We start from the raw sequence: 13,224 nt of genomic DNA, 5'->3' as shown, positions 1-13,224 counted from the left end.
ACCTCATGACCGGGCGAGCCCCCGCAGCCGCTTCCGAAGGCGCTGCGGGGGAACGTCGGCATGCGGGACGCGCCGAATGGCCGGATCCTGGTCGGAGACGTCCAGTGACCCATACGCCGGCCGAGATACGGAGGCAGCATGAGCAAGTCCAAGCACAACCCCCGACCCACCCCGCCCTCCAAGGCACCCGGGGAAAGCGGCGACGTCGAGGCCCGCAGGCAAGCCGATGAAGCAGTGCTCTCCCGTTCCAAGGAGGGCGAGGCCGGGGACGCCCTCACCCCGAGCCCCGATGCGCAGCGCCGGGCGGACAGGAACACGAAGAAGTCCGCTCGCAAGGCCAACGACCAGCGGTGACGGAGGCCGCAGCGCCGGTGCGCCGACGCTGAGACAGCCGCTGACCCGGCGGGACGGCGCGGGGCCCCGCGCTTGCGGAGCCGCGGGCCGCGCGACCGCCGAACCGGGGCGGCCCGTCGCCGCACACGGCCAGGTCACCGGCCTCTCGGCGCCGGGTCTGAAAGGTTGACCCCATGGGGAAGACCGCTCTTGTCGTCATCGACATGCTCAACACGTACGACCACCCCGACGCGCACCTCCTCATCCCTTCGGTCCAACGGGCGCTGCCCGCCGTGGTGAAGCTGCTGGAGCAGGCGCGCGAGCGGACGATCCCGGTGATCTACGCCAACGACAACTTCGGCAAGTGGCGCTCCCACCACGGTGAGATCCTGGACGCGGCCCTCGCCGGCCCGCACCACCGGCTCGTCGAACCGGTCCGCCCGGACGAGACCTCGTACTTCGTCGTCAAGGCCCGCCACTCCGTCTTCTACGAGACGCCGCTGGCCTACCTGTTGGGCACGCTGGACGTGTCGCACCTCGTCCTGTGCGGGCAGGTCACGGAGCAGTGCGTGCTCTACTCCGCCCTGGACGCCCACATCCGCCACCTCTCGATCACCGTCGCCCGCGATGCCGTCGCCCACATCCACCAGGACCTGGCCGACGCCGCCCTGCGCATGATGGAGATCAACATGGCCGCCCGCATCCTGCCCGCCGCGCAGGCCCTGTCCTGAGGCGCCCCGCGGCGGATCGCGGTTTTCGCCGGTGGACTCCGGGCAGGCGCAGTCCATGAACCAGTCGAAGGCACCGGTACTGGACGCGTTGGCCGCCTATCACGCGAGCGGGCAGACGCCGTTCACACCCCCCGGACACAAGCAGGGCCGCGGCGCCGACCCCCGGGTGCGGGCCGTCCTCGGCGACGCGGTGTTCCGCTCCGACGTACTGGCCACCAGCGGCCTGGACGACCGTACGTCCTCCCACGCCGTCGTGGAGGCGGCGCAGGCGCTGATGGCCGAGGCCGTCGGCGCCGACCACGCCTTCTTCTCCACCTGCGGCAGCTCCCTGTCGGTGAAGTCGGCCATGCTGTCCGTCGCCGGACCCCACGAGAAGCTGCTCGTCGGCCGGGACGCCCACAAGTCCGTCGTCTCGGGCCTGATCCTCTCCGGCATACGGCCCGTCTGGGTGGACCCCCAGTGGGACGCCGAACGCCACCTCGCCCACCCGCCGAGCGCCGAGGCCTTCGAGGCGGCCTTCGCCGAGCACCCCGATGCCCGCGGCGCACTGGTGACCACGCCGACCCCCTACGGCACGTGCTCGGACCTCGCCGCCATCGCCGAGGTCTGCCACCGGCGGGACCGGCCCCTGATCGTCGACGAGGCCTGGGGCGCCCACCTGCCGTTCCACCCCGACCTTCCCACCTGGGCGATGGACGCCGGCGCCGACGTGTGCGTCACCTCCGTCCACAAGATGGGCTCCGGCCTGGAACAGAGCTCGGTCTTCCACCTCCAGGGCGACCTGGTCGCACCCGAGGTGCTCAAGAGCCGCGAAGACCTGCTCGGCACCACCAGCCCCTCCGTGCTCGTCTACGCCGCGCTGGACGGCTGGCGCCGGCAGATGGTCGAACAGGGCCGGGTCCTCTACGACGATGCCCTCGCCCTCGCCGCACGGACGCGCGGCCGCATCTCCCTCATCGACGGCATGCGGGTGCACGGCCGGGAGGACTTCTGCGGGCCGGGCATGGCGGCGGACATGGACCCCCTGCAGATCGTCGTCGACATCAGCGCCTGGGAGGTCACCGGATACCGCGCCGCCGACTGGCTGCGCCGCCACCACCAGATCAACCTCCACCTCGCCGACCACCGCCGCATCAGCGCCCAGCTCACCCACGCCGACGACGACGCCACCGCCGACCTCCTGCTGACGGCCCTGACCGACCTGGCCGCGCACGCCACGGAGCTTCGGACCGGCCGGCCCGTACGGGTACCGCCGCCGTCCCGGATGCGGCTGGAGCAGGCGGCGCTGCCCCGCGACGCCTTCTTCGGCGCGACGGAGCAGGTGCCCTGGGAGAAGGCCGACGGGCGGATCGCCGCCGAGATGCTGACCCCCTACCCGCCGGGCATCCCGGCGGCACTGCCCGGGGAGCGCCTCACCGGGGACGTCCTGCGGTACCTGCGCTCCGGGGTCGATGCGGGCATGGTCGTACCGGACGCGGTCGACACGAAGGTCACCAGCGTGCGCGTACTGCGGGGGGAATGACCTACTTCTCGGCGCTGGGAACCGCGAGGGGATCCCCCGGGGCCTTCTTCTTGGCCGCTTCCATCTGTTCGCCGAGCTCGTTGAGACGGTTGCGTCCCATGGCCTTGCGGACGTCGGGGAACCACTCCTTCTCCTCTTCCTCGACGTGGTGGCGGACGTTCTCCATGAGGACGCTCATCTTGGCGTCGAACCGCTCGTCCTTCGGGTCGAGCCCCTTGAGTTCGGAGAGCATCCACAGCACGACGTGGTGCTCCTCGATGCTTTCGAGCACGTGGTCCTTGGTGTCGGGGTCGGCCTCGCGGGCGGCCGGGTAGAAGATCTTCTCCTCGATCCAGGTGTGGGTGGTGAGTTCCTCGATCACCTGGTCGGCGATCTTCCGCTTCTCGGCGTGCGCGCCGTCACCGGCCTTCTCGAACTGCTTGAACAGCTTCTCCACCGTCTTGTGGTCTTCCTTGAGCAGCACGATCCCGTCCACGGCTCTCCTCCACGTCGCAGCCCGCCGGACGGCCGCTGCCGTCCCCGCAACCGTGTACCCGCTGGCCGGGAACATTCGGCGTCCGCGGTGCGGGATTGCCCCGTACGGTCGACTCGACCCGAAGGAGGTACGGATGAGCGGGCAGGGCGAGGTCGACATGGCGCGCAGTCAGGTGTTCGGTGAGGTGGCGGAGCTCTACGATGCCGCTCGCCCGGGATATGCGGACGCCCTGGTCGCGGATGTGCTGGCGTACGCGGCCTTGGGCGACCGTACGGCGGTGGAGGTCGGCGCGGGGACCGGCAAGGCCACGGCGCTGTTCGCGGCGCAGGGCACGCCGCTGGTGTGCATCGAGCCCGACCCGCGCATGGCGGAGGTACTGCGCCGCAACACCGCGGACCACCCGGGGGTGCGGGTGCATGTCGGGGCCTTCGAGGACTGGCGGCCCGATGGCCGCGACGTCGGGCTGGTCCTGGCTGCCACGTCCTGGCACTGGACGGATCCGGAGCGGCGCTGGGACCTGGTTCACCGGGCCCTTGTGCCGGGCGGCGCGGTGGCGTTGTTCTGGAACCCGCAGGGAGTCCTCGACGCGGACGTGCACGCCGCGTTGGCCGAGGTCGACCTCCGGCACGGGATGGCCGGTGCGCCGCACGGTGAACTGGCGTCCTCCTTCGGCGAGGTGCCCGGGCACTGGGGCGGGTTGCCGCCGGGCTGGCCCGAGGAAGAGTGCCGCCGCGACGGCCGCTTCACGGACCTGCGCGGCGCCCGGTACCCGCAGGACCAGTACTACGACACCGACCACTACCTGGGACACCTGGCTTCGCTCTCGCGCTACCGCGTCCTTGCCCCCGACCGGCGCGAGCAGCTCCTCACCGAGACCGCCCGGGTCCTGAACGCCCACGGCGGCGGCATCCGCATGACCCTGTTCAGCGACCTCTTCCTCGCCCGCGCGCGGTGACCCGCAGTGCCGGCGCCGCAGCTTCCGGGGCGGATCAGCCGGCCCGGTAGCGGGCCTCGATGCCGGCGACCACCAGGGCCAGGCCCTCCTCGAAGCCGGCGTCGTAGTTCTCGAAGAGCTCGGCGCCGGCGGATGCCGCGAGGGGGAAGTCGGCCATGCGCGCGGCGCGTTCGTCGACGTCGTAGCCCTCCCTGCGGTCGCCCGCGAGCGGTTCGACCCCCTGTTCCTCGGTGACGAAGCCGAGGGTGAAGAGGTACGCGGTGGAAATGGCCCGGACCGCCTGCGGCAGGGTGAAGCCGGCCTCCACGAACGCCCGGAGGTTCGCCTCCATCTGGACTGCGTGTTCGGTGCCCGTGAAGCGGGAGCCGCTGAAGACCTTCGCGCCGTCGCGGTAGCCGAGCAGCGCCGCGCGCAGGCCGTGGTTGCCGGCCGTGAGCCGCTCCTGCCAGGTGGCGCCCGCCGCGAGGTCCGAGTCCGCGACCATCCGCCGGTACATCTCGGTGGCCATCTCGTCGAGCAGTTCCTGCTTGCCCTGGAAGTGCCAGTACAGGGCCGGTGCCTGGACCTCCAGCTCCTTCGCGATCGCCCGGAGGCTCAGGCCTTCGAGGCCGACGTCGTTGAGCAGCCGCAGCGCGGTGTCCACGACCTGCTTCTTGTCGAGTCCGGGAGTTCTCCGCGCCATCACGCTTGACAGCTTAACACCGTTAAGGCCACTCTCTGGGGAGTGGCAACTTAACAGCGTTAAGGAGAAGCGGCATGCACACGGACGGATTCGATGAACGGGACGTACTGATCGTCGGCGCGGGCCCCACCGGCCTCACCCTTGCCGTGGACCTCGCCCGGCGCGGGGTCCGCGCCCTCGTCGTGGAGCGGGCCGGCGAGCTCTTCCCCGGTTCCCGCGGCAAGGGCATCCAGCCCCGCACCCAGGAGGTCTTCGACGACCTCGGAGTCGGGGAGGCGATCCGGGCGGCCGGCGGCCCCTACCCCGTCGGCATGATCTGGCAGGACGGCCGGCGCCAGGGCGAACACCGGATGTTCGACGAGAGCGACGAGGGCACCGAGGACTCCCCGTACCGCGAGCCCTGGATGGTGCCCCAGTGGCGTACCCAGGAGATCCTCGCCGCCCGCCTCGCGGAACTCGGCGGCGAGATCGCCTTCGGCCGCGAGCTGGTGGGCCTGGAGCAGGACGCGGCCGGGATCACGGCCGCCTTCGCCGCCGGTCCGCCGGTCCGCGCGCGCTACGCCGTCGCCGCCGACGGCGGCCGCTCGACCGTGCGGCGCGCGCTGGGCATCACCATGTCCGGCGAGACCGTGGACCCGCACCCGATGCTGGTCGCCGACGTCCGCATCAGCGGGCTCGACCGCGACAACTGGCATATCTTCCCGCCCTCCGGGAACTCCGGCTTCCTCGCCGTCTGTCCGCTGGCCGGGACGCAGGACTTCCAGGTCGTGGCACAGTTCCCGGAAGGCACGGAGACAGACCTGTCCCTCGACGGGATCCGCGCCGTCGTCGCGGCCCGCTCCCACCTGGCTCCCGAGGCCGTGACCGCCCTGAGCTGGGCCTCGGACTTCCGCCCCAGGGCCGCCCTCGCCGACCGCTTCCGCCAGGGGCGCGTCTTCCTCGCGGGCGACGCCGCGCACGTCCACTCGCCCGCCGGAGGCCAGGGGCTCAACACCAGCGTCCAGGACGCCTACAACCTGGGCTGGAAGCTCGGGGCGGTCCTGCACGGCCGGGCACCCGAGTCCCTCCTCGACACCTACGAGGAGGAGCGCCTGCCCATCGCCGCCGACATGCTCGGCCTCTCCACCCGCGTCCACCGGGGCGAGACCCGGCGCGGCGAGGCCACGCAGCAGCTCGGCCTCGGCTACCGCGGCTCCTCGCTCGCGGTGGAGACCCGTACGGACCTGCCCGACGGCGCCCTGCGCGCGGGCGACCGCGCCCCCGACGGGCTGCGCGGCGTACGGCTCTTCGACGCGTTCAGGGGCCCGCACTGGACCCTGCTGGCCGTCGGCGCGGCCGCGTCGGCCGAGCTCCCGCCGCTGCCCGCGGTCCACGCCGTACGCGTCCCGTCGTACGAGGCGTACGGGGACGGCGTCTTCCTGGTCCGCCCCGACGGCTACATCGGCTGGGCCGGAGACTCGCCGACGGGCCTGGGCCCCTACGTGTCGCGCACGGGCGCCTGAATTCGGGAGCCGTCCAGCACCAGGTCGACCAGGCGCGGGGCGATCGCTTCGTCGAGGGGTTCGCCGGTCAGCAGGACCCTGGCGAGGAGCGGGCCCGTGATCGCTTCCACCACGAGGTGCGGATCGGTGCCGGCGGCCAGCTCGCCGCGGTCGACGCCCCGCCGGACGAGCGCTTCGGCGCGCTCGAGGCGGGCCCGCCAGTACGCGCGCCGTCCTTCCTCCAGAGCGCCCTCCTCGCGGACCGTGCCCAGCAGGAGCAGCGCGGTGCCGACGGGCGTGTCGAAGAACCGGGTCAGCGCCGTGAACAGCTCGTACAGGTCCTCGCGGACGCTGCCGGTGTCGGGTGAGGGCAGGGCTTCCTCGGTGTGCGTCGCGAGCGCGTCGAAGATCAGGTTCTCGCGGGTCTTCCAGCGCCGGTACACGGAGGTCTCGTGGACGCCTGCCGCTCGGGCGACCGCGCCGACGGTGGTGGCGGCCAGCCCCTCGGAGGTGAGCAGGTCCACCGTGGCGTCCATGACGGCCCGCCGCATCCGTTCCCCGCGCCGTCTCAGCGGCGGCGCCTGCCGTGGGTCCTTCTCCTCGGGGTTCGTCACCCCGCCACCCTATCGCAAGGGGCCTTGCGATAGGGGCGGGGTCGGCGTACGTTGGAAAGCAAGAGGACTTGCGTTAGCTCGCGGGCGGCCCCCGGGCCGGCCGTGCCACTGACCGGAATGGATCCCCCGCAATGGAACTCATGCGCGCCGCGCGCCTGCACATCCCCTCGCGCACCCTGACCGTCGAGGAGGTTCCCGTCCCCACCCCCGGCCCCGGACAGGTGCTGGTCAAGGTGGAGGCCGCAGGCGTCTGCCTCTCCGACGTGCACCTCATCGACGGCACCCTCACCCCCGCCCACCTGCCGGGCGACACCGTCACCCTGGGACACGAAGTCGCCGGCACCATCGCCGAATGCGGACCGGACGTGACCGGCTGGAGCGCGGGGCGGCGGGTCGTCCTCCAGGCGGGTGAGGTCCGCGACGGCCGGGTCCTGACGCGAGGCGTCGACTACGACGGCGGCTGGGCCGGGTACGCGCTCGCCGACGCCCGGACCCTCGTCGCCCTGCCCGACTCGATCCCCTTCGAGCAGGCCGCGATCATCCCGGACGCCGTCTCCACCCCCTGGGGAGCCATCACCACGACCGCGGACGTCCGCCCGGCCCAGGCGGTCGGCGTGTGGGGCATCGGCGGACTCGGCGCCCACGCCGTCCAGCTGCTGCGCGCCGTCGGCGCCCACCCGATCGTCGCCGTGGACCCCTCCCCGGCCGCCCGGCGCCGCGCACTCGACTTCGGTGCGGACCTGGCCCTGGACCCGGCCGACCCGAGCCTGCGCGAGCGGGTCCTGGACGCCACCGCCGGCCGCGCTCTGGAGGCCGCGTTCGACTTCGCCGGAGTCGCCGCCGTACGGGAACAGGCCCTGACCGTCCTCGCCCCGAAGGGACGCCTGGTCCTCGTCGGCATGACCGACCAGCCGCTGACCGTCACCGACGGCACGCTCTTCAGCTACCTCCAGCACCGAATCCTCGGCCACTACGGATCGGCGGAGGATGCCGTACCGCAGCTGATAGGCCTGGCCCAGGGCGGCCGCCTGGACTTCTCCCGCTCCATCACCGACGTCCTCCTGCTCTCCGACGCGGCCAAGGCCGTCGAGCGCCTGCGGATCAAGGAAGGCGACCCCGTCCGCCTCGTCCTGCGCCCCTGACGTCGGTTCAGTGGGCGGGTGCGGCCGGCCGGGCCCGCTCCGCCAGCAGGTCGATCATGCGGCGCATCACGGGCAGGGGCAGCGCGGGGCTCCCGGCGGCGGCGCCGGAGGAGGGCCCGGCCCTGAAATCAGCGCGTCCGCGCTCGCCCCGTCCGGTACGGTCCCGGATTGTCTTCACTCCTGGGCGCCCACCAGGTTCGCGTGGGGTCTCCCCGGCTGGTTCCGAGGCTGAGAGCAGGTTTCGTCATGGCGTGTCGTATCAGTGAGCTCGTGCTCGGTTGTCGCGACCCCGAGGTGCTGGCGCAGTTCTGGTGCGAGGTCCTGGACTTCGTCGTGCTCGGCCGCGAGGACGACGGCAGCCTGGAGATCGGGCCGCGTGAAGGTTTCGGCGGCCCGCAGCCGACGATCATCCTCAGTCGCCGGGATGAGCCGGAGCCGGGGAAGTCGCGGCTGCACATCGACGTCAACGCCACGGACCGCGACCAGGACGCCGAGCTCGAACGCCTTTTGAAGCTCGGGGCGCGCCCCGCCGACATCGGCCAGACGGGGGAGGAGCAGTGGCACGTCCTCGCCGACCCCGAAGGCAACGAGTTCTGCCTGCTCAAGGCCCGCCTCAACCCGCTCTGATCCTCATCGGCCACGCCCCGTCGGCCGCCGGCCCTACGCGGGTCGGGCGTCGTCGGGGCGCAGGGCGGAGCGGACCCCCGTGATGACCACGGCGATGAGGCAGAGGGCGATGACGGTCTCGGCCCACAGGAACGCGAACCAGTCGATCACGCAGCCGATCGGGGGAGTGCCGGGGGCGGTGTTGCGGAACGCCGCGAGGGCGAACAGGGTGGCGGCCATCCAGGCGAGGGCGGGCCAGACCAGGCCCTGACCGCGGGTCGTCAGGTACCAGGCCCCGATGAGCACGGACGCCGCCAGCGCCCACATCACGCCCATCATGAAGACCGCGAAGACGAGCAGGCTGCCCGACCGGGCCACCCCCAGCTCCACGACGGCCTCCTGCCGGGAGGGCGTGGGTGTCGCGGAGATGGAGAAGAGCGTGTCGTTGTTGGAGAACAGCACCCGCACCGGCACCGGCTTGTCGCCCAGCAGTGCCCAGAACCCGATCTCGGTCTCGTAGGTGTCGAACGGGTAGTCGCTGATCGAACCACCCGCGATCGCGACCTGTACGTCCCTGGTCGTGAGCCGCTCGTGCGCCTTGAACGCGAGGTCCCCGAGGGTCGCGGCGGAGGTCTGGAGGCTGAGGTCGGCCACCGGGGCGGTGCCCTCCTCCTCCGACAGGGTCCCGCGCGGGGTGACCCGGACCCGCAGGAGCAGCTCTCTGGCCGCGGCGTCGACGCGTTGGACGGTGGCTTCCACGTCCACCCGGTCGGGGGCCGTCGATCCGACCGTGTGGACCTTGTCGATCGCCTGCCGCTCGCCGAACTGCAGCCAGGACCCCACGCCCACCGCCACCACGATCAGGACCGCGATGGGAAGCAGGACCGGCAGGAGCGACGCCCCGGAGCGGCGCGGCTGACGGGGTTCCCAGGGTGGGGCCATGGTGACTCCGGCGGGGGTGGGAAGCGGAACGGTGGCGGCAGTGCGATCCTCGTCGACCGGGCCGACGATCCCCCGCATCCGGGCGGGGCGTGTCGGCGCCGCCGACCGGCTCGCACAGAGTCGCCGGCCAGGCTTCCGCTTCCGGTCAGCGGTGCAGCAGCCGCGCCCAGTCCTGCGGAACCCGGTCGGCCGGTCCCGGCGCCGATTGATCGGCGGGGTGGTCGACCGGCGGCGTCAGCGCGGGCCCGGACTCGTACAGTTCGCCGCTGCCGTAGTCCCAGAACCAGTCCTCGCCCGGCTCGAAGCTCTGCACCAGGGGATGGCCGGTGGACTTCCAGTGTGCGGTGGCGTGCTGCGCGGGGGAGGAGTCGCAGCAGCCGACGTGGCCGCACTGGGCGCAGCGTCGCAGGTGGAACCACCAGCCGCCGACCGCGTCGCACTCGGCGCAGCCGGGGCCGGTGGGCGGGGCGGTCGGATCGATGCCGTCGATGTCGGTCACAGCGACTCCTCGGAGGGCTCGGTCCCGGTTCCGGTTCCGGTTCCGGGTTCGGTCTCGGGTTCCGGGGTGGTCAGCGGCAGCAGCACCTGGAAGCGGGTGTCGCCCGGTGCGGATTCGACCTGGAGGCTGCCGTGGTGCTTGTTGACGACGATCCGCCAGGAGATGTCCAGCCCGAGACCGGTGCCCTCGCCGACCGGCTTGGTGGTGAAGAACGGATCGAAGATGCGGCTGCGGATGTCCGCGGGGATGCCCGGCCCGGTGTCCCGGAACTCCACCAGGAGCCGGTCCCCTTCCCGTGCCGTGCGAACCGTCAGCGTGCCGTCGCGGCCGGTGCTCCCGATGGCGAACACGGCGTTGTCGATGAGGTTGGTCCACACCTGGTTGAGCTCCGCCGGGTAGGCGGGCACGTCCGGCACGGAGCGGTCGTACTCCTTGACCACCCGCACCCGGGAGCCGATCTTCCCGGACAGCATCAGCAGGGTGCTGTCGAGGAGTTCGTGGACGTCGACGACCCGGTGCGGTGCCCGGTCGAGCTGCGAGTACTGCTTGGCGGCGTCCACGAGGTGGGAGATGCGGGTGGTGGAGTCGGCGATCTCGTCCATCAGCAGCTCGGTCTCGACCGTGTAGTTGAGCCAGCCGATCGCCCCGGGGAGGATGTCGTCGGCCACGGCGGCCGCGACCTGCTCCAGCCAGTCCGTGTCCAGCCCGGCCTGTACGAAGGTCGGGGCGATCCGCCAGCCCTCCGGGATGCCGTGGTCGTCGAGCCAGTCCGCGAGCTCGTCCTCGCGGTCGGAGGCTTCCAGGGGGCTCAACACCGGTGCCTTCGCGACGCGTTCGGCGGTGCGCTCCTGGATCTCGATCAGGTCGGCGAGTGCCTCGCGGGAGTAGGGGCCGTGCGCGATGACCGCCAGCTTGTGCCGCATCTTGCCCACGCGTTCCCGCAGCGCCGCCGTGGCCCGGACGGCCGCCGCGGCCGGGTTGTTGAGCTCGTGGGTGAGGCCCGCGGACAACGATCCGAGCGCCAGCAGGCGTTCGCGCTGCCCGATGGCACGCTGGGTGTTCTTCGCGCCGAAGAAGAGCCCTTCCAGCAGGTGGGCGGCCATCGGGAACCATTCCCGCATGAAGTCCGCGAACGACTGCGCGGGCAGTACGAAGAACCGCGTCGGCTCGGTCACCCGCATCGAGTTGTTGTACGTCTGCGGCACCCGGTCGCCCAGGTAGGCCTGCATGGCGCCCGCGTACACCCCGCGCTGCGAGGTCCGGCTCACCTCCACGTCGTCGCCGCCGACCCGGCGGGACAGTACGACGGTGCCCTCGATCATCACGTAGAAGCAGGTCGCCGGAGCGCCCTCGGTGTACACCGGACCGGCCTCGAACCGCTCCACCCGCCCCTCGGCGCACAGCCGCCCGAGCTGCTCCGGGGAGAGCTTTTCGAACAGGAACAGCGAGGCGATCTCCTGCGGGCTGCAGGGCATGGGCCGCCCGCTCATGACTGCTCCAGGTACCGGTGGACGAGCATCACTGCCATGGCTCCTTCTCCGACGGCGGACGCGACGCGCTTCGCGGACTCGGCGCGCGCGTCGCCCGCCACGAACACACCGGGAATGTTGGTCTCCAGGTGGTAGGGCGGCCGGTCCAGCTCCCACTCGGCCGGCGGGCGGCCGTCGGGGGTGAGGTCCGGCCCGGCCAGGATGAAGCCGTGCTCGTCGCGCAGCACCGTGCCGTCCAGCCAGTCGGTCCGCGGGGCCGCCCCGATGAAGACGAACATCCACTGGGCGTCGACGAGTTCGGTCGCCCCGCTCTCCACGTCCCGCAGCGTCAACTGTTCGAGGTGTCCGTCGCCGTGCGCCGCCTCGACGACGGTCCGGGTCCGCACCGTGATGTTCGGTGCCTCTTCGATCTGCTGGATCAGGTAGTACGACATCGAGGCCGTCAGGGACTCCCCGCGTACCAGCAGCGTCACCGACTTCGCGCCCCGCGCCAGGTACATCGCCGCCTGCCCCGCGGAGTTGGCGCCTCCTACGATGTACACGTCCTGCCCCTGGCAGGCGGACGCCTCGGTGAGCGAGGAGCCGTAGTACACCCCGCAGCCGGTCAGGCCCTCGCAGCCCGGCGCCTGGAGCTGCCGGTACGACACGCCGGTCGCCAGGATCACGCTGTGTGCGGTGACCGACGAGCCGTCGGAGAAGCGGACGACGCGCGCCGCGCCGTTGACCTCCAGCCCCGTGACCTCGCGGGCGGTGAGGATCTCGGCGCCGAACCTGCCGGCCTGGCGGCGGGCGCGTTCGGTGAGTTGTGCGCCCGACACGCCGTCGGGGAAGCCGAGGTAGTTCTCGATGCGGGAACTCTGCCCGGCCTGCCCGCCGGTCGCCGACCGCTCGACCAGTACCGTCCGCAGCCCCTCGGAGGCCCCGTACACGGCGGCGCCGAGCCCGGCCGGGCCGCCGCCGATCACGACGAGGTCGTAGAAGTCGGCGGCCGGCGTCGTGGCGAGCCCCACGTGCGCTGCCAGCTCGGGCGGCTCCGGTTCCACCAGCGCGGTCCCGTCGGGGGTGATCACCAGGGGCAGCCGCTGTCCGTCGGCCCCGGCCGCCTCCAGCAGTCGCCGGCCCTCCGGTTCGTCGGAGGAGTACCAGCGGTACGGCACCTGGTTGCGGGCCAGGAACTCCCGTACGTGCGAGGAGCGCGCCGACCAGCGGTGCCCGACGACCTTGGTGGCGGGCACCGGCCGGTAGTCGCTGGAGCGCCAGGCGGCGAGGAGGTCGTCCACGACCGGGTAGAGCTTCTCCTCCGGCGGGTCCCACGGCTTGAGGAGGTAGTGGTCGAGGTCGACGACGTTGATCGCGTCGATCGCCGCGTTGGTGTCGGCGTACGCGGTCAGCAGCACGCGCCGCGCGCCCGGGTACACGTTCAGGGCCTGTTCGAGGAACTCGATGCCGTTCATCTGCGGCATGCGGTAGTCGGCCAGGATCACGGCCACCAGGTCGCCCCGCAGCTTCAGCTCGCGCAGCGCCTCCAGTGCGGACTCGCCGGATTCGGCGCGCACGATCCGGTACGCGGCGCCGTAGCGGCGCCGCAGGTCACGGGCGACGGCACGGGAGACCCCCGGATCGTCGTCAACTGTCAGGATGACGGTCCGCGCTGCCTCGGCGACCTGTGCCATGCATTTCCCCCGTACGGCCTGGAACACCGGCACGGCGAGCCGCCCGCGCCGGTTCCCGCTCATCGTACGTTCGTTCGTC

The 13,224-nt window shown here is 72.1% G+C and carries 15 protein-coding genes; 7 read left to right on the top strand and 8 right to left on the bottom strand.

Translation table 11 applies throughout. From position 1 onward, the window contains the following. Positions 1–138 precede the first annotated feature (138 nt). From ACFTXQ_RS07715 to ACFTXQ_RS07705, 3 genes are all read left to right on the top strand, one after another. Positions 139–354, top strand: coding sequence for a hypothetical protein (locus ACFTXQ_RS07715; protein WP_382636858.1), 216 nt, complete (start codon positions 139–141; stop codon positions 352–354). A gap of 173 nt (positions 355–527) precedes the next feature. Next, entirely contained in the window at positions 528–1,064 is a 537-nt protein-coding gene (locus tag ACFTXQ_RS07710) for a cysteine hydrolase family protein (RefSeq protein ID WP_382636857.1), read from the top strand. A 55-nt stretch (positions 1,065–1,119) separates the two neighbouring features. Then, complete coding sequence (locus ACFTXQ_RS07705) at positions 1,120–2,586, top strand: aminotransferase class I/II-fold pyridoxal phosphate-dependent enzyme (RefSeq protein WP_382636856.1); 1,467 nt, start codon at positions 1,120–1,122, stop codon at positions 2,584–2,586. 1 nt (position 2,587) lies between these two features. Here the strand turns inward: ACFTXQ_RS07705 and ACFTXQ_RS07700 are convergent, their stop codons facing one another. After that, entirely contained in the window at positions 2,588–3,061 is a 474-nt protein-coding gene (locus tag ACFTXQ_RS07700; protein ID WP_382636854.1) for a hemerythrin domain-containing protein, read from the bottom strand. A 133-nt stretch (positions 3,062–3,194) separates the two neighbouring features. Between ACFTXQ_RS07700 and ACFTXQ_RS07695 the strand changes: the two genes are divergently transcribed. Further along, positions 3,195–4,016 (top strand): class I SAM-dependent methyltransferase, encoded by an 822-nt coding sequence (locus ACFTXQ_RS07695; RefSeq protein ID WP_382636853.1) that lies wholly within the window; start codon positions 3,195–3,197, stop codon positions 4,014–4,016. A 34-nt stretch (positions 4,017–4,050) separates the two neighbouring features. On the opposite strand, the gene ACFTXQ_RS07690 is transcribed toward ACFTXQ_RS07695, so the two are convergent. Next, positions 4,051–4,698, bottom strand: coding sequence for a TetR/AcrR family transcriptional regulator C-terminal domain-containing protein (locus ACFTXQ_RS07690; protein WP_382636851.1), 648 nt, complete (start codon positions 4,696–4,698; stop codon positions 4,051–4,053). A 74-nt stretch (positions 4,699–4,772) separates the two neighbouring features. On the opposite strand from ACFTXQ_RS07690, the gene ACFTXQ_RS07685 reads away from it, so the two are divergent. Continuing rightward, the gene (locus ACFTXQ_RS07685; protein ID WP_382636850.1) at positions 4,773–6,200 is read left to right on the top strand and encodes an FAD-dependent oxidoreductase; all 1,428 of its coding nucleotides are present in this window, start codon (positions 4,773–4,775) and stop codon (positions 6,198–6,200) included. Here ACFTXQ_RS07685 and ACFTXQ_RS07680 read toward each other — a convergent pair. Next, the gene (locus tag ACFTXQ_RS07680) at positions 6,176–6,730 is read right to left on the bottom strand and encodes a TetR/AcrR family transcriptional regulator (protein ID WP_382637389.1); all 555 of its coding nucleotides are present in this window, start codon (positions 6,728–6,730) and stop codon (positions 6,176–6,178) included. The two genes, ACFTXQ_RS07685 and ACFTXQ_RS07680, sit on opposite strands and share 25 nt — an antisense overlap. Before the next feature lie 194 nt (positions 6,731–6,924). Between ACFTXQ_RS07680 and ACFTXQ_RS07675 the strand changes: the two genes are divergently transcribed. Then, entirely contained in the window at positions 6,925–7,935 is a 1,011-nt protein-coding gene (locus tag ACFTXQ_RS07675; protein ID WP_382636849.1) for a zinc-binding dehydrogenase, read from the top strand. 7 nt (positions 7,936–7,942) lie between these two features. On the opposite strand, the gene ACFTXQ_RS07670 is transcribed toward ACFTXQ_RS07675, so the two are convergent. After that, on the bottom strand, positions 7,943–8,113 hold the full coding sequence (locus tag ACFTXQ_RS07670) for a hypothetical protein (RefSeq protein WP_382636848.1): 171 nt from the start codon (positions 8,111–8,113) through the stop codon (positions 7,943–7,945). Between the two features lie 68 nt (positions 8,114–8,181). Here ACFTXQ_RS07670 and ACFTXQ_RS07665 point away from each other — a divergent pair, with 68 nt between their 5' ends. Next, complete coding sequence (locus ACFTXQ_RS07665; protein ID WP_382636846.1) at positions 8,182–8,562, top strand: VOC family protein; 381 nt, start codon at positions 8,182–8,184, stop codon at positions 8,560–8,562. A gap of 33 nt (positions 8,563–8,595) precedes the next feature. Here ACFTXQ_RS07665 and ACFTXQ_RS07660 read toward each other — a convergent pair whose 3' ends face one another. The 4 genes from ACFTXQ_RS07660 to ACFTXQ_RS07645 all read right to left on the bottom strand — a co-directional run bounded on the left by ACFTXQ_RS07660 (position 8,596) and on the right by ACFTXQ_RS07645 (position 13,145). After that, complete coding sequence (locus ACFTXQ_RS07660) at positions 8,596–9,483, bottom strand: DUF4436 family protein (RefSeq protein WP_382636844.1); 888 nt, start codon at positions 9,481–9,483, stop codon at positions 8,596–8,598. A gap of 145 nt (positions 9,484–9,628) precedes the next feature. After that, a complete protein-coding gene (locus ACFTXQ_RS07655) occupies positions 9,629–9,982 on the bottom strand; it encodes a UBP-type zinc finger domain-containing protein (RefSeq protein ID WP_382636842.1) in 354 nt (117 codons plus the stop codon). Next, the gene (locus tag ACFTXQ_RS07650; RefSeq protein ID WP_382636840.1) at positions 9,979–11,472 is read right to left on the bottom strand and encodes an ATP-binding protein; all 1,494 of its coding nucleotides are present in this window, start codon (positions 11,470–11,472) and stop codon (positions 9,979–9,981) included. The genes ACFTXQ_RS07655 and ACFTXQ_RS07650 overlap by 4 nt, the downstream gene beginning before the upstream one ends. After that, complete coding sequence (locus ACFTXQ_RS07645; protein WP_382637386.1) at positions 11,469–13,145, bottom strand: FAD-dependent oxidoreductase; 1,677 nt, start codon at positions 13,143–13,145, stop codon at positions 11,469–11,471. The genes ACFTXQ_RS07650 and ACFTXQ_RS07645 overlap by 4 nt, the downstream gene beginning before the upstream one ends. Positions 13,146–13,224 lie beyond the last annotated feature (79 nt).

It is taken from the genome of Streptomyces sp. NPDC057010, assembly GCF_042673805.1.
Lineage (GTDB): Bacteria > Actinomycetota > Actinomycetes > Streptomycetales > Streptomycetaceae > Streptomyces.
Note: the sequence above shows the minus strand (reverse complement) of the source record. Positions and strands in the feature narration are given on the sequence as shown.

Coding starts and splice junctions, on each gene's coding strand:
- ACFTXQ_RS07715 (WP_382636858.1), top strand. CDS start 139: ATGAGCAAGTCCAAGCACAACCCCCGACCCACCCCGCCCTCCAAGGCA.
- ACFTXQ_RS07710 (WP_382636857.1), top strand. CDS start 528: ATGGGGAAGACCGCTCTTGTCGTCATCGACATGCTCAACACGTACGAC.
- ACFTXQ_RS07705 (WP_382636856.1), top strand. CDS start 1,120: ATGAACCAGTCGAAGGCACCGGTACTGGACGCGTTGGCCGCCTATCAC.
- ACFTXQ_RS07695 (WP_382636853.1), top strand. CDS start 3,195: ATGAGCGGGCAGGGCGAGGTCGACATGGCGCGCAGTCAGGTGTTCGGT.
- ACFTXQ_RS07690 (WP_382636851.1), bottom strand. CDS start 4,698: ATGGCGCGGAGAACTCCCGGACTCGACAAGAAGCAGGTCGTGGACACC.
- ACFTXQ_RS07685 (WP_382636850.1), top strand. CDS start 4,773: ATGCACACGGACGGATTCGATGAACGGGACGTACTGATCGTCGGCGCG.
- ACFTXQ_RS07680 (WP_382637389.1), bottom strand. CDS start 6,730: ATGCGGCGGGCCGTCATGGACGCCACGGTGGACCTGCTCACCTCCGAG.
- ACFTXQ_RS07675 (WP_382636849.1), top strand. CDS start 6,925: ATGGAACTCATGCGCGCCGCGCGCCTGCACATCCCCTCGCGCACCCTG.
- ACFTXQ_RS07665 (WP_382636846.1), top strand. CDS start 8,182: ATGGCGTGTCGTATCAGTGAGCTCGTGCTCGGTTGTCGCGACCCCGAG.
- ACFTXQ_RS07660 (WP_382636844.1), bottom strand. CDS start 9,483: ATGGCCCCACCCTGGGAACCCCGTCAGCCGCGCCGCTCCGGGGCGTCG.
- ACFTXQ_RS07650 (WP_382636840.1), bottom strand. CDS start 11,472: ATGAGCGGGCGGCCCATGCCCTGCAGCCCGCAGGAGATCGCCTCGCTG.
- ACFTXQ_RS07645 (WP_382637386.1), bottom strand. CDS start 13,145: ATGGCACAGGTCGCCGAGGCAGCGCGGACCGTCATCCTGACAGTTGAC.